We start from the raw sequence: 18,173 nt of genomic DNA, 5'->3' as shown, positions 1-18,173 counted from the left end.
CACTCGGCGTGGCTGACGGCGCCTTCCTCGTGGCCGCGCTCACTTTCCAGGCAGCCTGTCCCCGGCCGCATGACAGGTCCGCCCCGCGGCGGTAGCGTGCCGGGCGACATGCGCCGCGTCCTGTCCGCCTTGCTGCTGCTCGTGGCCCCCCTGGTACTCTCCGGCTGCTTCCGCGAGACGCGGCCCGAGGGCGACACCCTTCCCTCCCTGGCCCGCGCGCTCTTCGACACCCTGGAGGCCGAAGGCGCCCTGGCCAGCGCCTACGTGGTGGACGCACAGACGGGCGAGCCACTCTTCACCCACCGCGAGCACGTCCGGCTCCTGCCCGCCTCCACGCTCAAGGTCGTCTCCACCGCGTCGGTCCTCTCCGCGCTGGGCGCGGACTTCCGCTTCCAGACGCCGGTGGCCCTGGAGGGCACGCTGGATGGCGGGCTCTTCCTGGGCGACATCGTGGTGGACCCGACGGGGGACCCGTCCCTGGGCTCATGGCGCTTCCCCGAGACGGCGCTGGCGTGTGAGCAGGTGGCGGATGCCCTCCAGGCGCGCGGCATCCGCCAGTGGCGCGGGCAGGTGCGCGTGCGCGGCGCGAAGGAGGCGGAGTTCCCCTTCGGCCCCGGCTGGGCCTGGGATGACGCCGCGTATGCCTACAGCGCGGCGCCAACGGCCTTCGTCTTCCGGGAGAACGTGGTGGACGTGGCGCTGTCCCGGGCGGCGGGCGCGGACTGCGCGCAGCCCGCCACCATCCAGGTGACCCCCGCCTTCGCGACGCTGACGGCCGTGGTGGGCGTGGACACGAACGCGGAGCGCCCCTCCCTGGCCTGCGTGCGCCAGCGTGGCGGGCCCGGCGTGCGCTGCCTGTGGCGCTCCACCGCGGACACCTGCCCCCGCTCCGCCGCGGTGAGGCTGTCGGTCGACGAACCCGAGCAGCTCTTCTCCGCCTGCGTGGAGGCGGCCCTGCTCACGCGCGGCATCCCCCGACTGCCCATGACGCTGGAGGCGCCCACGCCGCGGCAACCGTCCGTGCCCGCGCCCCTGGTCACCCTGGTCAGCCCGCCGCTGTCCGAGCTGGTGAAGGTGACGAACAAGGAATCCCTCAACCTGTACGCGGAGCGCCTGGGCCTGCGCTTCGCGCGCGAGCTCACGGGCACGGAGAGCTATGGCGCCCTGCGCACCGCGCTGACGGAGGAGCTGACCCGCCGAGGCATCCCCTCGCGTGACTTGCGCCCGGTGGATGGCAGTGGCCTGTCCCGGTACAACCTGGCCACCGCGCGGGGACTGGTGCGCGTCATCTTCACCAGCCTGCGTGAAGCCTATGGCACCGCGCTGCTGGACAGCCTTCCCGTGGCCGGCCAGGACGGCACGCTCGCGGCCCGCCCCGTCACCGCCGACACCGCGGGCCACATCCGCGCGAAGACGGGCACGCTGTCCGGTCAGCGGTGCTTCGTGGGGGTGGTGGACCGGCCGGGAGACGCGCGGCACCCACGCGTCGTCTTCGCGCTGATGCTGGGGAACATGGACGACGGCACCGCACTGCCCGCCAATGAGGCGTTCGACCGGTTCGCCGCGGGGTTGGTCACACTGCCGCTGCGCTGACCGCCAGGACGCACCGTCTCATTCCCAACGGTTGCACGGCGGAGGTGCGGGCGAACACCCGGCGCACGGCGGCATTCCCAACGCAACGAAGCCGTTTCCCGTCCCAAGGGACGTGGCAGGCTGCGTGCGCGTTTCCCAACCCCGAGGTGAACCGTGAAGCTGAAGACCGCATTGACGGCGGCGGTGCTGACCCTGCCGCTGGCTGCGCCAGCCGCCCCCGCCCCCGCGCCGGCCGCGACGGCGCCCCGCAAGGCCGCCTCCAAGGCGCCCGCGTCGCCGAAGAAGGAGACGGTGGACACCTACCACGGCACGGCGGTGAAGGACCCGTACCAGTGGCTGGAGGACTCGTCCGACGCGCAGGTGAAGCAGTGGAACGACGCGCAGAACGCGTACACCCGCGCCCTCCTGGACAAGCTGTCCGGACGCGAGGCCATCCGCCAGCGCGTCTCCGAGCTGCTGAGCTGGAAGTCCCCTGGCTACGGCGGGCTGCACGAGGCCGGCGGCACGCTGTTCGCCATGAAGGCCCAGCCGCCCAAGCAGCAGTCCTTCCTGGTCGTGCTCGGCTCGGTGGATGACACGTCCAAGGAGCGCGTGCTGGTGGACCCCATGGTGGTGGACCCCTCGGGCCACACCACCATCGACTGGTACGTCCCCACGCTGGACGGCAAGAAGATCGCCGTGTCGATGTCGAAGAACGGCACCGAGAGCGGCGACGTCACCGTCTATGACGTGGCCACCGGCAAGCCGCTGCCAAATGAGACCGTACCCCGCGTGAATGGAGGCACCGCGGGTGGCAGCCTGACGTGGACGGCGGACGGCAAGGGCTACTTCTACACGCGCTACCCGCGCGGCGAGGAGCGTCCCGAGGCGGACCGTGACTTCTTCCAGCAGGTCTACTTCCACCAGCTCGGCACGCCCACGGAGAAGGACACGTATGTGCTGGGCAAGGACTTCCCACGCATCGCGATGACGGAGCTGGACACGTCTCACGACGGCCAGCACATCTCCGCCGTCGTGGCCAACGGCGACGGCGGCGAGTACATGCTGTACCTGCGCGACGCCGCCGGGAAGTGGGCGCAGGTGTCGAAGTTCGAGGACAAGGTCATCCGCGCGCGCTTTGGCCACGACGGCGCCATGTACCTGCTCAGCCGCAAGGACGCGCCGCGCGGCAAGGTGCTGCGGCTGCCGCTGGCCACGCCCACGCTGGACAAGGCCACGGTGGTGGTGCCGGAGGGCGAGGCCAGCATCCAGGGCTTCTTCCCCACGAAGTCGCGGCTCTACGTGAGCGAGCAGCTCGGCGGGCCTTCGCAGCTGCGCATGGTGGACCTGAAGGGCAAGGCGATGGGGATGGTGCCCACCCTGCCCGTGTCCTCCGTGGGCGGGCTCGTGAGCCAGGGCGATGACGACGTGCTCTTCATCAACACCAGCTTCACCCAGCCGATGGCCTGGTACCGGTACTCGGCGAAGGACAACACGGTGAAGAAGACGGCGCTGGCCCGCACGTCGCCGCTGGACCTGAGCGACGTGGAAGTGGTGCGCGCGTTCGCCACGTCCAAGGACGGCACCAAGGTTCCCGTCAGCATCCTCAAGAAGAAGGGCACCAAGCTCAACGGCAACAACCCGGCGCTGCTGACGGGCTACGGCGGCTTCAACATCTCCATCAGCCCGAGCTACAACTCGCTGGCCGGTTTCTGGCTGGAACAGGGCGGCGTGTTCGCGGTGGCCAACCTGCGCGGCGGCTCGGAGTTCGGCGAGAAGTGGCACGCCGAGGGCTCGCTCACGAACAAGCAGAACGTCTTCGACGACTTCCACGCCGCCGCGAAGCTGCTGGTGGACCAGAAGTACACGCAGCCGAAGAAGCTGGCCATCCAGGGTGGCAGCAACGGCGGCCTCCTGATGGGCGCGGCCGTCACCCAGCACCCGGAGATGTACGGCGCCGTCGTGGCGCGCGTGGGCATCTACGACATGCTCCGGGTGGAGCTGACGCCCAACGGCCAGTTCAACATCACCGAGTACGGCACCGTGAAGAACCCGGAGCAGTTCAAGGCGCTGCACGCGTACTCGCCGCTCCACAACGTGAAGGACGGCACGGCCTACCCCTCCGTGCTCTTCACGTCCGGCGCGAACGATCCGCGCGTGGACCCGTTCCACTCGCGGAAGATGGTGGCCCGGATGCAGGAGGCCACCAAGGCGAAGAACCCCATCCTGCTTCGTGCCAACGCGGAGACGGGCCACGGCGCCGGCACGCCGCTGAACGCGCGCATCGAGGAGGAAGTCGACGTGTACTCGTTCGTGTTCAACGCCCTGGGCATGAAGTACCAGCCCCCGGCGAAGAAGGTCGCGGCGCCCAAGCCGCAGTAGCCGCGTGAGGCCTGCATCCACCGCCGCCCGGACGCTGGCGCGGCGGTGGATGCGGTGCTGCACGGCGAATCAGCAGGTCCAGGTACAGGCCGTGCCGCCCCACACCTGGTTGCAGCGCCCTTCCGTCTGGGGAATCGAGTCGCAGAAGCTCTGCGCCGTCCCCGGAAGCGCCTGGCAGCAGCCCGTGCACGTCCAGATGCAGGAGCTGCCCTGGTTGACTTCATTACAGCGCCCCGGCGTCTGGGGAATCGAGTCACAGAAAGCCTGGGTCGTCCCCGTCAGCGCCGTGCAGCACCCCGTGTTGAGCGCCGCCTCTTCGCTCACGCCGTCGGACGCCACGCCTTCTTCGTCCACCACGCCACAGCCCGTGAGCCCTGCGACGGCCAGCAACACGGCACCGTGCAGCGCGAACCGCTTCAGTGAACCACGCATGCGAAACCACCTTTCCTGAGCAAGCTGCATGGGCAGTCTAGTCCGTGGAAAAGCGGAAAAGCACGGCACGCTGCAGAGGCGGCGCAGTTGGTTCTCCCGGGCCAGCGTGCGCACCACGCCCCAGCGGTAGCGTCCCCGCCACTCCTTGGACTCGGCGCCCGGTCGCGACATGAGTCCTGGGCCATTCATGGCAGGGGAGACAGGATTTGAACCCGTGGAGTTACCTGGAAGCCCACGCCCCTGCGGCCTGCCGCCTGGATGGGCTGCTTGGGCGGCATGTGCCCCGAGGGGCGGCACAGCCTCTGCTCCGGCCCGGCGCACAGCCCGCGTGTCACCCTCCAGCGGCCCTTCTTGGCACCTCTTCACCAGCCCGCCGCCCTCAACAGGGCTCCTATCCGTCCTATACTTCGAGGCCGGAGCCCTCTCCAAAACCGTGGGGGAGATCGACCTCCGGAATGTCGGTGATACGCAAGTCGCGCAGAGCCTGCTGGACCGACTCCTCGGCATCGGCAGCGTCGCCCTCATCTCGACGGACAAGACGTCTCCGGTCTCGGTCCTTCGCTGGATGGCCGCGCCGCGCTCCCTCCGCGAGCTCGTCCGCACGCGGGCCTATCCGGTGAGCCACAGGCATGTGTTCACGCGAGCCACGTGAAGCCTGCGTGCCAGGCGAGCGCTTCCTCAAGGCCTCAACGCAGAACGCCACTGCGTGTGCGGCCGCGTGTCAGCAGGACGCGCGCTGCCATGCCTGGCCCCACCAGCGGTCTGGAGTACAGGGCCCGGCGTCCCGCTGCTAGCTCAAGAGCGCCGTGCCTCCCGTCACAGGCGCGACGTACACAAACTCCGGCGGCGTGCGGCCAATCGACGCCGCACCACCACTGGAGAGCTGAGAATGAATTCGAATCAGTCCAAAGCGGCGCGCCCCCACCTGGAGTTCCTCAGCGTGCGGGCCTTGCTGTCGTCGCTGGTCCTCTTCGGAGGAAGCGCGAATGCCGCCGCGGTCATTCAGCAGTTTCGCCAGCCCGAGTCGCGCGATGCGACGGGAAAACTCATCGTCGAGGAGTCGGTCGTCAGCATCATCAACTGCAATGGCCCGGGTGAGAACGGCGGCCAGTTCTACATCTACCAATATGTCAACCGCCCGGGAGTTCGGGCCATCCGGCCACCCGACTGGAGCCAGCCAATCGGCGGACGCGATTTCGCCGCCTTTGAAGAGGCGGTCGGGGCGGCCTGTGCACCCGCTTCTGCCCCGGGAGGCCCGACGCCGGGGGCCCCCACCCCTGCCGGCTGCTGGGGATTCTCCGGCACCTGGTCGGACAACATCTTCGGGACCATGCAATTGGTCCAGATTGGCGAGAGCGCCAGTGGCACCTATTCCGGAACGACATCGCCCGGCGCCATCAACGGCAAGGTCACGGGCCAGGCCTTCGATGGAACCTGGGTCAGTCGTGAGGGCACGTCCGGCACCGTCCATCTCGAGCTGAGAGGGGATGGGAGCACCTACGAGGGAGAGGCGAGCACCACCGGCTGGGGGAACAAGGTCAGCGGCAAGTGCGTGGGCCCGCCGCCCGCGGGGTGATGCGGGGCGCGTGGGCACCTCCACGGGCAGGCGAAGCGGGGGCGCGCCTCGCTTCTGCCTGCCGCAGCACTGACAGCCCGGCAAGAGTGCGGACGGGCGGCTTCGCAGCGTGCGAGACTGGCCGGATGGAGCTCTGGATCAACCCTGCCTGTTCAAAGTGCCGCGCCGCGATGGCCGCGCTGGATGCGTCCGGTGCAGCCTACGTCGTCCGCCGCTACCTGGAGTCGCCCCCCACCGCTGCGGAGCTGGAGGCCGTACTCGGGAGGCTCGAGCTAGAGCCCTGGGAGCTGGTGCGCATGGGTGAGGCCGCGGCGACCGAGGCCACGCTGGAGATGCTGCCCAGAGACGCGACACACCGTGCCGACTGGATTGCAGCCATGGTCCAGCACCCAGAGCTGATTCAGCGGCCCATCGTTACCGCCAGCGACGGGACGACTGTGGTGGGGCGGAGCCCGGAGGCGCTGGAGAGGGTGCTCGCCGCGGAGCGCGGCTCGGGCACCTGAGCGGGGGCTTCAGGCCGAGTGAGCTTCGTCCGCTTCCGGGGGGACATCATGCTCAAGTTGCCCGCGGACCTCGAACGTGCGGGCTTCGGGCTCCATGAAACGCAGGAGCGCCTCGCCCTCCTTCACCAGGGCGTCACGGTCCTTCTTCTTGATGGGCGCAAAGGGCTCGACGACGAGCGTAGCCGCCGCGCGCTTGTGCTCCACCGTCCACGTCCCGGCGATGAAGCCGTCCACGAGGAAGGTGGCGGGGACTCGCAGATTCTTGGTGATGAGCTTGGAGCGGTACGCGTCATCCACCAGCCGGGCCCGGTCCTCATGGCCGAGCACCAGGCTGTCGAACTCCGGGAGGAAGCGCGCGGGTGCGGCCGTGTCCTCGTCCGGCCGGGGTGCCTTGGGCAGGTCGAACAGCTCCCGCCCCTTCTCGTCCCGGAACGTGCGCAGCGAAGGCCGAAGCGCCTCGAAGGTGGACTTCAGGCCCTTGAGGCCGGACCAGGTCTGGGCATCCGTCACCGATGCGGGACCGAAGGCCGCGAGGTAGCGCTGCACCAGCGTGGGAAGGTCCGCTTCGGCGCGCAGCGGTGCGCCCAGCCAGGACTCCGCGACCGCGAAGTCCGTGGTGCCGGGGTAGCCCCACTCCGTCTCCGTGGGGACCTGGATGAGGGGTAGGAACATCCGCACCGCGAAGCCCATGGCGCGTTCGTCGTTCTGGGGATGCCGGGCCACCAGGTGGTCGCGCAGCGCCTCGAAGGTGCGCGGCGCTTCATCGAAGAAGGCGCGCGCCTCCTTGACGAGCGGCGCGACGTCCAGCCCCTTCGCGCGCTCGCGCAGCACCGACGCCACAGAGGCTTCGAGCAGCGGTGTGAAGCTGGCTCGCAGGTGCCGATAGTCCTCCGCGCTCGCCAGGTGCAACGTGCCGCGCATCAACGTGGCGCGGACCACCTCCTTGCGCTGGAGCAGCACCTGGAGCGCGTCTCGCTCGAAGCCCGCGACACGCGACCACAGGCCGATGAACGGCGGCTTCGCCTGTTGGGCCTGAAGCGCCAGGAGCTTCTCCACCGCGCCGAGCACGGACGTCTGCTCACGCGCCAGCAACATCTGCCGCGCCAAGGTCGCGCGGTTGAGGGCCCTGAGGGTCAACGGGGAATCTGGCATGTGGCCTCGCTCGCGGGGTGCACCTGGCGGGTCGTGGCGCCGCGCGAGTCGCGGAGGTGTAGCACTTCACGAACGAAGGGCGAACATGCCCGGTACTCCTGGAGCCCGGCACACCGGAGTGCCACATTGCACGGCATGAATGTGGACCGGCTCGACATGATGACGACACCCGCCGCCCTCGTGGACCTGGACCGTGTGGACGCCAACCTGAAGCGAGTGGCCATGTACACCCGCCAGCACGGCCTGCGGTGGCGGCCCCACACGAAGACGCACAAGACACCGGAGTTCGCCGCGCTCCAGCTCGCCGCCGGAGCCCAGGGCGTCACCGTGGCCACCGTCCGCGAGGCGGAGGTCATGGCCACCGTCTGCGACGACATCCTGCTCGCCTATCCTCCCGTGGGCGACGACAGGCTCGCCCGGCTCATGGCGCTACCACCACACGTCCGGCTCACCGTGGCCCTGGACTCGGGCGAGGCGCTGGAGATGCTGAGCCGCGCGGCCCGGAGGGCGGGCCGTACGGTGGGCGTGTTGGTGGAGCTGGACCTGGGCATGCGGCGCGTGGGCCTCCAGTCCACCGGGGACGCCATCGCCCTGGCCGGTAACGTGGCGTTCGGCAGTGGCCTGGAGTACCGGGGCATCACCTTCTACGCCGGACACCTGCGCCTTCCCCAGGAGAAGCTGGGCTCTGCGATGCGCGCACAGTCCGAGCGGCTGGCGGCCTTCATCGAGGCCCTGACGGACTCGGGACTGCGGCCCGAAACCGTGAGCGGCGGCTCCACGCCGACGCTGTGGCGCTCGCATGAAGTCGCCGGGCTCACGGAGATTCGCCCGGGCATCAACATCTTCAATGACCGCAACGCCGTATCGGTGGGTGCATGCCCGTGGGAGGAATGTGCCTACTCCGTGCTGGCCACGGTGGTGAGCACCACCGTGCCGGGCCAGGCAGTCATCGACGCGGGCTCCAAGGCCCTGGCCAAGGAGGAAGGCTTCACCGACACGGGCGTCTACGGCGCCCTGCTCGACCGGCCCGAGGTGGTGGTGCGAGGCCTGTCCGAGGAGCACGGCCTGCTGGACCTTTCCAGCACCTCCTGGCGGCCCCGCGTGGGCGAGCGCGTGCGCGTGGTGCCCAACCACGCCTGTGCCTCCGTCAACCTGCACGACCGGTTGCACCTGCTGCGCCAGGGCACCTGGGCCGGCACGCACGCCATCACCGCACGCGGCTGGTGACGCGCGCCACTCAGTCGTCCATGCGCTGGAGTTCCTTCGTCAGCAACTGCTCCAGCTCGCGAATGTTGCGATAGACGATGCAGCGATAGGACGCGACGTCGAAGCGGAGCTCCTTCACGTCACGCACCAACAGCAGCGTGGGCCGGCCCCGACCCCACGCATAGCCGACCTCCAGGTACACGTTCGGATTGGCCAGGGACAGGTCGGCAATCACCACCTTCGCCGTCTCGATGCGCTCGCGGATGCGCTGGATGATGGGGCCGTCGAACAGCTCCTGGTCCACGCGCTCGCACAGCATTCCCGCGGCCTTCACCGGCCCCTGGATGCCGTAATGGTACGTGTCCTCCAACTCGGGTGCGAAAGGCATGGCCACGAAGGCGTGAGGCTTTGCCATGGACACGGTGCCCGCCGTCGCCAGGGGCGGCGCCTGCGTCACGGCTGACATTCGCCGAACCCGGAAGCCACCGTCCGGAAGCGGCTCCACGCCAGGCGTTGCGCTCAAGCCGCGCGTGAATGCCTTGACCAGTCTTTGCGCACGGCGAGCGTCCCGCTCCACCACCGTGAAGCGCGCCAGGGATTGGGGGCCGGAGCCACGCTGGAAGGCTTCGACGAGCCCGCCCACGAAGGCGAGCACGGCTTCGTCCTCATCCAATCCATAGTTGGGACCATGGACGGTGCCCGCGACATGCGCGAGGCCCGAGTGGTTCTCCAGCGCCACCAGCGCACGCACCGCGAACTGCCGAATCTCGTGGTAGCCGAACTCGCCCAGGCGAACGGTGCCCAGGAAGAGCGCCCGTGGCGAGGTCAGCGTCCCCCGCGTCTCCACGAGGCGGTTCGCACCGGGCGCGAGCGTGAGCTGCGCCAAGGGAACGCCCGCCAGCTCCAGCCGCCGCGCTGCTTGACCCGTCGCGCCATAGAAGCTCTGTGCGTATTTGAACAGCACCGCATCCGCGGTGAACTCGGTCAGGTCTCCTACCTTCAACGCCACATCGAGGAACTGGGCCATTGCGTCCCACTGTAAAGCCTTGCGCCTGCTGTTCCCAACCCGACGTCTACGTCTGCCCATCAAGGCATGACGCAATGCGCCTCTCTTTTTCTCGGCTATCAAGTACGTCCTGTCTGAAGATCTCCGTTTGTGTTGTGTTAAGGAACGCCCCTGGCCCTTGGGGGGTCCATCCCGACACAGCCATGACGGCAGGGAACACGGAGGAGAGTCATATGGAGCGCATTGGAATTGTTGGCGCCGGCACCGCGGGACTTCACCTGGGTCTGAAGCTGCTGTCCCACGGTGTGCCCGTGACGATCTACACGGAGCAGGAGCCGAGCAGGCTACGGGATTCCCGTCTGCTCAACACGGTGGCGCACCATGCCCCCACGCGCATGCGTGAGCGCGTCCTGGGCGTGGACCACTGGAGCGGCCCCAACGCCGACATGTTCTATATCGGCATCCATGTGAACGGCGGGCCCCACCCATTCAGCCTTCGGGGCCGCCTGGATTCCCCCTCCATCTTCGTGGACTACCGGCAGTACCAGCCGCGCCTCGCGGAGGACTTCGTCGCGCGCGGCGGCAAGCTGGAGGTGCTTCCCGTGGACGCCGACGTACTGGAGCGCCTGGCGCAGCAACACGCGCTGATGGTGGTCGCCACCGGGCGCAATGGCCTGACGCGCCTGTTCCCCCGCGTGCCCGAGCTGTCGCCGCACACGCAGCCGCCGCGCATGCTCTTCGCCGCGCTGCTCAAGGGCGTGCGCATGCAGGAGCCGATTGGGATGAATGCCAACCTGATTCCCGGTCAGGGCGAAATCTTCGAGTCTCAGGTCGTCACCGCGAACGGGCGCGTGCCCAGCGTGCTCATCGAGGCGCTGCCCGGCAGTGAGCTGTCACGGCTCAGCACGCAGCGCTACGACGAAGACCCGCGCGCCTTCGAGGCGATGCTGATGGACTTCCTGCGCCGCTTCGCACCCACCACCTACGAGCGCGTGGATCCGTCGAGCTTCGGCGTGCGAGGTCCCATGGACTACCTGCAAGGTTCCTTCACGCCGACGGTGCGCCAGGGCTGGGCGCCCCTCTCCAACGGCCGCTTCGTCATGGCGGTGGGCGACACGCACGTGACGAATGACCCCGTCGCGGGTCAGGGCGCCAACGCGGGGTCTGCTTCCGCCTTCGCGCTGGCGGAGCACATCGTCACCGCGCTGGCGGAGAACCGTCCCTTCGACGAGGTCTTCTGTCGGCAGGCCGAAGCGGGCTCTTGGGCCGCCACCGCGCCGGCGACGCATTGGACCAACGCGCTGTTGCAGCCGCCGCCTCCGCACGTCATCGACCTGCTGGCCGCTGGCAGCAAGGACGCCCGGGTCGCGGACGCCATCGCCACCGCCTTCGTGACGCCCGAGCTCATCCTCTCCGCATGTGCCAGCCCGGAGAGCACGGCGGCGTTCATCGCGAGGCACCGCCCGCTCGTCCGAGAGGCCGCGCCGCCTCCCAGCCCCCTGGCGTGGCACCCGCCTCCCGAGGAGCCGAAGGTCACTGTGTCGCTGACGCGCTGAGTGCCGTTGAAGTCGTCACAACGTGGCGGCGCCAGACGGCCGCCTCGTCGTGCGACTGTGCTCCAACACAGCTGTCTTGCTCGCTGATTCGCGGAGTGCGAGCGCGTGATTCAACCCTGCCCCGCTGGGGATGTGCGGTTATCTTCCGCGCCATGCGATTCGCCATCTTGGGCTCTGGAGGCGTCGGTGGTTTCTTCGGCGCGAAGCTGGTCCGCGCCGGGCATGACGTGACGTTCCTCGCGCGCGGAGCGCACCTGCGCGCCATGCAGGAACACGGGCTCACCATCCACGGCGCCGAAGGAGACTTCACCGTCGCGGTCAAGGCCGACGATGACGTCCAGCGCTTCGGCCCCGTGGACGTCGTGGTCCTCGCGGTGAAGAACTACGACGTCGCTTCCGTGCTCCCCGCGGTGAAGACGTTGCTCTCCGCGCGAGGCGCACCGGCGCCGGGCGAAACGGCGCCCTTCGTGCTCACCTTGCAGAACGGCGTGGACATCCCCTCCGAAGTGGCCGCCGCAGTGGGCGAAGCCGCCGTCCTGGGCGGCACCACGTACATCTCCACCGCCATCAGCGAGCCCGGCGTCATCACCCAGACCGGAACGAACCACCGAATCGTGCTCGGAGAAGTGTTCGGTGACACCTCGCGCATCTCCGACCGGGCACAGTCCCTGCGGGACGCGCTGGCCGGCGCGGGCATCACCGTGGAGGCCGTGGCGGATGCGCGCGGAGCGCTCTGGGACAAGCTGTCCTTCCTCGCCTGCATGTCCGCGTTCAGCACCGCGTCCCGGCTGCCCGTGGGCGCCCTCCGGGACAATCCAGCCTTCCGCGAGGTGTTCCGGCAGGCTGCCGCCGAGGTGCTCAGCGTCGCCGCCGCGGAGGGCGTCACCACCACGCGCACGCCGGACGCCCTGGTGCAGTACATGGACGGGCTGCCCGCCCACATGCGCCCATCCATGCTGGGCGACCTGGAGAACGGCAAGCCGCTGGAGGTCGAATACCTCCAGGGCTCGGTGGTGCGCCGGGGCCGCGCGCGGGGCGTCCCCACGCCGGTAATGAGCACCCTCTATGTGCTGCTGATGCCGCACGCCCAGGGTGAACGAAAGGCCTGAGCCACGACGCCCGGCTGGAGGCCAGCCAACACCGTTCCCGCCTTCAGGGCCCGCGCAATCGCCGGACCCGATGGGCATATGAACGTCATATGACCGAGCCGAAGCCCCGTCCTTCCGAGAACGAGCTGCCCCCCGTATTGGGCCGCGTGGCCTTTCTCGCCGTCGTGTCCGGCCTGACGCCGCTCATCCCTGTCCCCTTCCTGGACGACTACGCGCTCCGGCAGGCCCGCGAGAGCATGGTCCTCACCATCCTCTCCGAGCACGGCCTCCCCAGGCCGGCCCGGGCGGTGGAGGTCCTCGCCGGCTCACACATCGGCCGGACGGCGGGCGGCCGACTGATGAGCTACATGAAGGGCCTGGCGCTCTTCCCGGTGCGCAAGGTGTTCCGCAAGTTCTTCTTCGTCTTGTGGGTGAAGGACTGCGTGGACGTGGCGTCATCAGCGCTGCATCACGGCTATCTGCTCAACCATGCCCTGGACCGTGGCGACCTGAGGCCCGAGGACATGGAGGGCCCGCTGCCCTGGAAGATTCACGACGCCATCGTCGCCGCCTGCGCGGAGTTGGACCCGCGCCCCGTCAATCAGGCCCTGCGCCGGCTCTTCGCGGGCAGCCGCCTGCTCATGGCCGAGGCCACTCGCGCCTTCTTCAGCTCCGACGCCCTCGGCCCCCGGACGCCCGAGCCGGGCGAGAGCGCCGAGGTGAAGACCTTGACGGAGCGCCTCATCGCCGCGCTCTGGGAGGAGCGCGGTTACTTCGTCGCGCTGCAACAGCACTACGACAAGCACCTGAAGGCACGCCACACCCCGTAAGGGGCCTGGCGTGTCACGGCACGGTGCCGGCGGTGGCGGCGGCCAGCGGCTCGCGGATGCGCCGCGAGAAGTCCGGGCGCCCGTCCGCCGCCTGCGCGCGTGCGTTGATGTGGTAGCGCTTGCGCACCTGCTCCAGCGGCGCGTCCCGGTCGATGAGCTCCAGCTCATACGCCAGGGCGTCCGAGAACGCCGGCAGCAAGGTGCGGTGGTCGTAGGGCACCTGACTCTGGCTCACCTTCTCCAGGTGCCGCACCAGGTTGGTGGTGCAGTTGTTGGTGAGCGTGTCGTAGAACTCCGGCTTCTCGTGCAGCGCGTTCATCCGCGCCACCATGTCGAGGAAGAAGCGGGTGATGCGCTCCTTCGACGCATCCACCGGGTAGAGGTAGACGTCGTCCTTGCGGTGGTTGGAGCGCAGCTGCACCAGGTCCCGCTCGTCCCCCACGACATAGGTGAGCTCGAACTGGCGGAACAGGCCGCCCAGCGCGGAGAACGTCTCCCCCTTCTCGCGGCGGACCTCCACGGAGAAGACGAGGTAGCGCCCATCCGCGAAGCCGAAGCTCACCATGGTGTGGGCCGCGCCCCAGACGCCGGAGAAGGGCTCCACGATGAACCACGCGCCCGTGAGCTCACGCGTGTCGTACGTGGCCGAGTACCACGACGCATCCCAATCCGACGTGGTGCGGTAGCGGAAGTCACGCACGTCATGCAACGTCACATGGGGGCCCTCCACCACCGCCCGGGCGGAGCGCGTCAGGTCCGGCGCCCAGTCCGCCTGCGTCGCGGGCCGTACCGTCTGGGTCCACCCCCAGATGGCCACACACCCGGCGCCGATGACGGACAGGGCGGCCCGTTGGGAATGGCGCCGCCAGGCCACCACCGCGCCCGCCGCGAGCAGCACGGCCCCCAGCGCTCGGCCCCCATGCGCGCCCTCGGGGCCCGCCCCCGTCAGCGCCAGGGCCAGCGCCGCCCAGGTGACGCCCAGCGCGAGGAAGAGCGCGGTGATGACACGGAAGACACTTTGCATGGCAGGCGAGTATATGCGGGCTTCAGACGCCGACCGCACCCACGCCTTCCGTGTCTTGACCCCTTTTCCTGGATTGTGGCCAGAATACGCCCCGTTCCAGGAGAGATATCCATGGCGGATGAGCGAGAGGACACGACCGTCTACAAGGTCGTGGTGAACCACGAGGAGCAGTACTCCATCTGGCCGGCCGACCGCGAGAACGCGCTCGGCTGGAAGGATGCAGGCAAGCAGGGCCTCAAGGCCGAGTGCCTGGAGTACATCAAGGAGGTCTGGACGGACATGCGTCCGCTGAGCCTCCGCAAGAAGATGGAAGAGCTGAAGTCGTAGTCACGGCACCGTCCGTGCGCACGCCCCTCGCGACCCCTGGCAACGGCGCCAAGGTCCGGGGGGCGTGCTGCATGAGCGGAACGACAGCGACGCCTAGAGGTCCGGCGGCGGCCGGACGCCCAGGTGGCACGCCCTCAGCGCCAACTGCGTGCGGTTCTCCGCGCCCAGCTTCCGGTAGAGCTGCGTGACGTGAGACTTCACGGTGCGCTCGGCGATTTGCAGGTGCGCGGCAATCTTCAGGTTGTCCGCGCCGCCCGCGACATACGCCAGCACCTCGCGCTCGCGTTGCGTGAGCGCCAGCAGCACGCTCGCGGTGGGTGACGTCACCGGTGGATGCTCGAAGTCGTTCCTCAGGAGCTGCACCGGGAACAGTCGCTCGCCTCGGACCAGGGAGTTGATGGCGGACGCCACCGCCGTCGTGCCCAGGCCCGCGCGGAACAGGTAGCCGGAGGCCCCCTCGTCGAAGCACTGCGAGATGATTTCCGGTGTGCTCACCGCGGAGAGCAGCAGCATCCGCACCTCCAGCCGACGCTTGCGCGCCTCCCGCAGGAGATTGATGCCTTCCGTGACGGAGCAGCCCACGGCGGCCTCGCTGTCACCCTCCACGTCCATCACCGCGACCTGCGGCGGGTCTGTCCCCAGGCTGTCGAGGAACAGGCGCACGTCCCTCGTCACCGAGGAGACCTGCACGCCTTCACCACGGAGCCCGTCGGCCAGGCCCTGCCAGGCCGCCCACGGTCCTTCGAGAATCGATACACGAATCGCTGCTTGATTGGTTGCCATGCGAAGGCCCCCCAGCCGTCATGGCGAAAACTGCATGAACAGACAACTGACCACAGCCGGCTCCGGTACCACCTGGGCCAGTGGGTTGCATGACAGGGAAGAACGAGCGCGTCCGCTGAGCCACTCCGGAGTCGACCTACCGATGTACGACTCGACTCCTGACTGTTTTTGACTTTCAGCTACTCCTGACATCCCTGCGGGCCGCACCTCCTTCGGCCCAGGTTCATGGTCCAACGCAGAAACCCTATCACTGGGAAAGCGCAGACGCGAACCAGCCCTAACGGGAGTGTCCAGTGTGCATGAATCAGAGCCCGTTACAGGGGTTTCATCCGTTGGTTCGTCATCGCTGTCCGGAGCCGGACACGCCCGGGCGTCCACAAGTTGATGAAAGCCCCCTCCCGCACGGCGCGGACTGTCAACCGTGACACATGCGTCTGGGCCCTGAAAATCCCGCAAGTCCAAGCAGAAAAGGGGGTGCGACATGGAGGCGTGGGAGGAAGGCAGACGTGTATGCTGCCTACCCCGCATGCACTCCGCTCCGACACCCCATCTCGACGTGGCCACGCCCGAGCGCGTGGCGCTCACGCTTCCCATCGCGGGCATCGGCTACCGCTGCCTCGCGTGGTTGGTGGACGCGAGCCTGCTGTTCTTCTTCTGGCTGGTGGCCTACTTCGCCTTCACGTTGCTGGTGTCGGACGTGCTCGGCGTCTTCCAGGCGCTGTCGGGCGTGGGGCAGACGCTGCTGGTGGTGGGCGTCTTCGCCACGCAGTGGCTGTACTGGACGGTGAGCGAGGTCTTCTTCCACGGCCAGACGGTGGGCAAGCGCGTGCTGGGCATCCGGGTGGTGCGGACAGACGGCTCGCCCGTGGGTGTCTACGAGAGCGCGGTGCGCAACCTCTGCCGCGCGGTGGACTTCCTGCCCATGCTGTACGCCGCGGCCTGCGTCAGCATGCTGCTCACCCGCCAGCACCGGCGCCTGGGAGACCTGCTGGCCGGCACGCTGCTGGTACGCGAGGAGCGCATCGACCTGGACAAGTACACCGCCGCTCCGGCCGCGTCCGTGCCACTGCCACAGGGCACCGGCGCGCGGCCCCTGTCTCCGGAGGACGTGGAGTTGGTGCTGTCCTTCCTGTCGCGCGCGCCGGGGCTGGCGCCGGAGGTGCGGCAGCGGCTGGGCGCGCGGCTGGTGGAGCGCGTGGGGCCTGACGACGCGGAAGCACGCGCGGCGGTGCTGGCGTCCGCGGAGAGCACCGAGGCCTTCCTTCGCGCCCGCGTCCAGGGAGCGCGCTGACATGGCCACGCCCCTGCCCGCCTACGTGGCCCAACGCCGCACGGACTGGGATGCGCTCCAGGCCCTGCTGGCGAAGCAGCGCTCCGGCACGCTGAAGCTGGGCGAGCTGCGCACGCTGGACACGCTGTACCGCCGCGCGTCCGCCGACCTGGCGCACGCGCAGACCTTCTACGCCGGCACGGACGTCCACCGCTTCCTCAACCAGTTGTGTGGCCAGGCCTACGCGTCCATCTACCAGCCGCCGCGCGAGCGCTGGCCCGCGGTGCGGGACTTCTTCCGCCGCGAGTTCCCCGCCACCTTGCGCCGCGAGCGTGGCTTCGTGGGCGCCAGCGCCGTGCTGTTCATCCTGGGCATCCTGCTGGGCGCCCTGGTGGTGCTGTGGGAGCCCCGGGGCGCCGAACTGCTGGTGCCCTCCGGCGTGCGCCACTACGTGGCTCAGGGCCGCATGTGGACGGATGACATCCTGTCGGTGGCGCCGCCCAACTCGGTGGCGTCCGGCATCGCGACCAACAACCTCACCGTCACCATTGTCACCTTCGCCCTGGGCCTCACCGGCGGCCTGGGCACGCTGTTCCTGCTGGTGAACAACGGGGTGCATATCGGCGCCATCAGCGCGCTGTGCGCCCGCGAGGGCATGCTGGGGGGATTGCTGGACTTCATCGCCGCGCACGGCCCGGTGGAGCTGTCCATCCTGGTCATCGCCGGCGGGGCGGGACTGATGGTGGGCCAGGCGCTCATCGACCCGGGGGAGCTGCCCCGGGGACAGGCGCTGGCGGTGCGCGGACGGGAAGCGGTGAAGCTGGTGCTGGGCTGCGCGCCCTTCCTCGCCCTCATCGGCGTGGTGGAGGGCTACGTCTCCCCAGGGGACTTGTTCCCCACCTGGCTGAAGGCGGGGCTGGGCCTGGTCCTGGGGGCGCTCTTCTGGGCCTACCTGCTGCGCGCGGGAAGGACGGACGCGGAGGCCACGGACGTTCCGGCCGACAGCGCCTCCTGACGCTTGCGCTGGCGGTGACGGAGGATGCGCTCATAGGCCGCGTTCAGCTCGCGCATCTTCTCAGCGGAGCCGCCGCGGTCCGGGTGCTGCTCCATGGCCAGGGCGTGATAGCGCGCGCGGACCGTGTCGGCCGAGTCCAGCGGAGACACACCCAGCAGCCGGTACGGGTCCTGCTCTTCCAGCGCGGACAGCCACCGGTCCAGCCGGTCCTTGACCTCGATGAACTGCTCGTCCTGGGCGCCGGTGTCCTTCACGGGATGCGTGCGCACCTTCGCGTCCGCCCGGAAGACGTCGGAGTACACGCTGGACACCCAGCGGTGGCACCCGGAACACCGGAAGTAGCGGACCCGGGTCCCCGGCTGCTGGGTCATCCGGATGCCGCAGTGGGTGCACTCCACATCGACGTTTTCCAGTGTCTGCCAGTTCGCTGCCGCCGCGTTCATCGAACCTT

At 69.1% G+C, this 18,173-nt stretch carries 19 protein-coding genes; 13 read left to right on the top strand and 6 right to left on the bottom strand.

Features of this window, described 5'->3' with window-relative positions:
• Nucleotides 1–108: 108 nt before the first annotated feature.
• Together dacB and OZ403_RS15940 are read left to right on the top strand one after the other, a co-directional pair.
• A complete protein-coding gene (dacB, locus tag OZ403_RS15945) occupies nt 109–1,593 on the top strand; it encodes a D-alanyl-D-alanine carboxypeptidase/D-alanyl-D-alanine endopeptidase (protein ID WP_140790861.1) in 1,485 nt (494 codons plus the stop codon).
• A gap of 153 nt (nt 1,594–1,746) precedes the next feature.
• Nucleotides 1,747–3,954 (top strand): prolyl oligopeptidase family serine peptidase, encoded by a 2,208-nt coding sequence (locus OZ403_RS15940; protein WP_268784545.1) that lies wholly within the window; start codon nt 1,747–1,749, stop codon nt 3,952–3,954.
• 69 nt (nt 3,955–4,023) lie between these two features.
• Here the strand turns inward: OZ403_RS15940 and OZ403_RS15935 are convergent, their stop codons facing one another.
• Nucleotides 4,024–4,386 (bottom strand): hypothetical protein, encoded by a 363-nt coding sequence (locus OZ403_RS15935; RefSeq protein WP_237078313.1) that lies wholly within the window; start codon nt 4,384–4,386, stop codon nt 4,024–4,026.
• Nucleotides 4,387–4,555: 169 nt separating this feature from the next.
• On the opposite strand from OZ403_RS15935, the gene OZ403_RS39715 reads away from it, so the two are divergent.
• From OZ403_RS39715 to OZ403_RS15925, 4 genes are all read left to right on the top strand, one after another.
• Nucleotides 4,556–5,038 (top strand): PH domain-containing protein, encoded by a 483-nt coding sequence (locus OZ403_RS39715; protein WP_442929781.1) that lies wholly within the window; start codon nt 4,556–4,558, stop codon nt 5,036–5,038.
• Nucleotides 5,016–5,180: a PAN domain-containing protein gene (locus tag OZ403_RS39710; RefSeq protein WP_140790858.1), complete on the top strand. Its 165-nt coding sequence runs from the start codon at nt 5,016–5,018 to the stop codon at nt 5,178–5,180. The genes OZ403_RS39715 and OZ403_RS39710 overlap by 23 nt, the downstream gene beginning before the upstream one ends.
• A gap of 95 nt (nt 5,181–5,275) precedes the next feature.
• On the top strand, nt 5,276–5,962 hold the full coding sequence (locus OZ403_RS15930; RefSeq protein ID WP_140790857.1) for a hypothetical protein: 687 nt from the start codon (nt 5,276–5,278) through the stop codon (nt 5,960–5,962).
• Nucleotides 5,963–6,087: 125 nt separating this feature from the next.
• The gene (locus tag OZ403_RS15925) at nt 6,088–6,465 is read left to right on the top strand and encodes an ArsC/Spx/MgsR family protein (protein ID WP_140790856.1); all 378 of its coding nucleotides are present in this window, start codon (nt 6,088–6,090) and stop codon (nt 6,463–6,465) included.
• Between the two features lie 9 nt (nt 6,466–6,474).
• On the opposite strand, the gene OZ403_RS15920 is transcribed toward OZ403_RS15925, so the two are convergent.
• A complete protein-coding gene (locus tag OZ403_RS15920) occupies nt 6,475–7,617 on the bottom strand; it encodes a winged helix DNA-binding domain-containing protein (RefSeq protein ID WP_268784544.1) in 1,143 nt (380 codons plus the stop codon).
• Nucleotides 7,618–7,752: 135 nt separating this feature from the next.
• Between OZ403_RS15920 and OZ403_RS15915 the strand changes: the two genes are divergently transcribed.
• Nucleotides 7,753–8,844, top strand: a complete 1,092-nt coding sequence (locus OZ403_RS15915; RefSeq protein WP_268784877.1) for a D-TA family PLP-dependent enzyme — start codon at nt 7,753–7,755, stop codon at nt 8,842–8,844.
• 10 nt (nt 8,845–8,854) lie between these two features.
• On the opposite strand, the gene OZ403_RS15910 is transcribed toward OZ403_RS15915, so the two are convergent.
• A complete protein-coding gene (locus tag OZ403_RS15910; RefSeq protein ID WP_237081174.1) occupies nt 8,855–9,850 on the bottom strand; it encodes a hypothetical protein in 996 nt (331 codons plus the stop codon).
• 212 nt (nt 9,851–10,062) lie between these two features.
• Here OZ403_RS15910 and OZ403_RS15905 point away from each other — a divergent pair, with 212 nt between their 5' ends.
• The 3 genes from OZ403_RS15905 (at nt 10,063) to OZ403_RS15895 (ending at nt 13,303) form a co-directional block, all read left to right on the top strand.
• A complete protein-coding gene (locus tag OZ403_RS15905; RefSeq protein WP_268784543.1) occupies nt 10,063–11,385 on the top strand; it encodes a styrene monooxygenase/indole monooxygenase family protein in 1,323 nt (440 codons plus the stop codon).
• Between the two features lie 152 nt (nt 11,386–11,537).
• Nucleotides 11,538–12,494, top strand: a complete 957-nt coding sequence (locus OZ403_RS15900; RefSeq protein ID WP_140790852.1) for a ketopantoate reductase family protein — start codon at nt 11,538–11,540, stop codon at nt 12,492–12,494.
• Between the two features lie 89 nt (nt 12,495–12,583).
• Nucleotides 12,584–13,303 (top strand): hypothetical protein, encoded by a 720-nt coding sequence (locus tag OZ403_RS15895; protein WP_140790851.1) that lies wholly within the window; start codon nt 12,584–12,586, stop codon nt 13,301–13,303.
• A gap of 13 nt (nt 13,304–13,316) precedes the next feature.
• On the opposite strand, the gene OZ403_RS15890 is transcribed toward OZ403_RS15895, so the two are convergent.
• The gene (locus tag OZ403_RS15890; RefSeq protein WP_268784542.1) at nt 13,317–14,327 is read right to left on the bottom strand and encodes an Lnb N-terminal periplasmic domain-containing protein; all 1,011 of its coding nucleotides are present in this window, start codon (nt 14,325–14,327) and stop codon (nt 13,317–13,319) included.
• 111 nt (nt 14,328–14,438) lie between these two features.
• On the opposite strand from OZ403_RS15890, the gene OZ403_RS15885 reads away from it, so the two are divergent.
• The gene (locus tag OZ403_RS15885) at nt 14,439–14,654 is read left to right on the top strand and encodes an MbtH family protein (RefSeq protein WP_013939684.1); all 216 of its coding nucleotides are present in this window, start codon (nt 14,439–14,441) and stop codon (nt 14,652–14,654) included.
• 93 nt (nt 14,655–14,747) lie between these two features.
• Here OZ403_RS15885 and fruA read toward each other — a convergent pair whose 3' ends face one another.
• A complete protein-coding gene (gene fruA, locus OZ403_RS15880; RefSeq protein ID WP_011553167.1) occupies nt 14,748–15,437 on the bottom strand; it encodes a response regulator transcription factor FruA in 690 nt (229 codons plus the stop codon).
• Nucleotides 15,438–15,963: 526 nt separating this feature from the next.
• On the opposite strand from fruA, the gene OZ403_RS15875 reads away from it, so the two are divergent.
• Both OZ403_RS15875 and OZ403_RS15870 read left to right on the top strand, forming a co-directional pair.
• The gene (locus OZ403_RS15875) at nt 15,964–16,728 is read left to right on the top strand and encodes an RDD family protein (RefSeq protein WP_268784541.1); all 765 of its coding nucleotides are present in this window, start codon (nt 15,964–15,966) and stop codon (nt 16,726–16,728) included.
• 1 nt (nt 16,729) lies between these two features.
• Nucleotides 16,730–17,722, top strand: coding sequence for a stage II sporulation protein M (locus OZ403_RS15870; protein ID WP_268784540.1), 993 nt, complete (start codon nt 16,730–16,732; stop codon nt 17,720–17,722).
• Here OZ403_RS15870 and OZ403_RS15865 read toward each other — a convergent pair.
• Nucleotides 17,656–18,165 (bottom strand): J domain-containing protein, encoded by a 510-nt coding sequence (locus OZ403_RS15865; protein WP_140790847.1) that lies wholly within the window; start codon nt 18,163–18,165, stop codon nt 17,656–17,658. The two genes, OZ403_RS15870 and OZ403_RS15865, sit on opposite strands and share 67 nt — an antisense overlap.
• Between the last annotated feature and the right edge of the window lie 8 nt (nt 18,166–18,173).

It is taken from the genome of Myxococcus sp. NMCA1 (assembly GCF_026810205.1).
Classification (GTDB): Bacteria; Myxococcota; Myxococcia; order Myxococcales; family Myxococcaceae; genus Myxococcus; species Myxococcus xanthus_A.
This window is presented reverse-complemented; position numbering and strand designations above follow the sequence as displayed.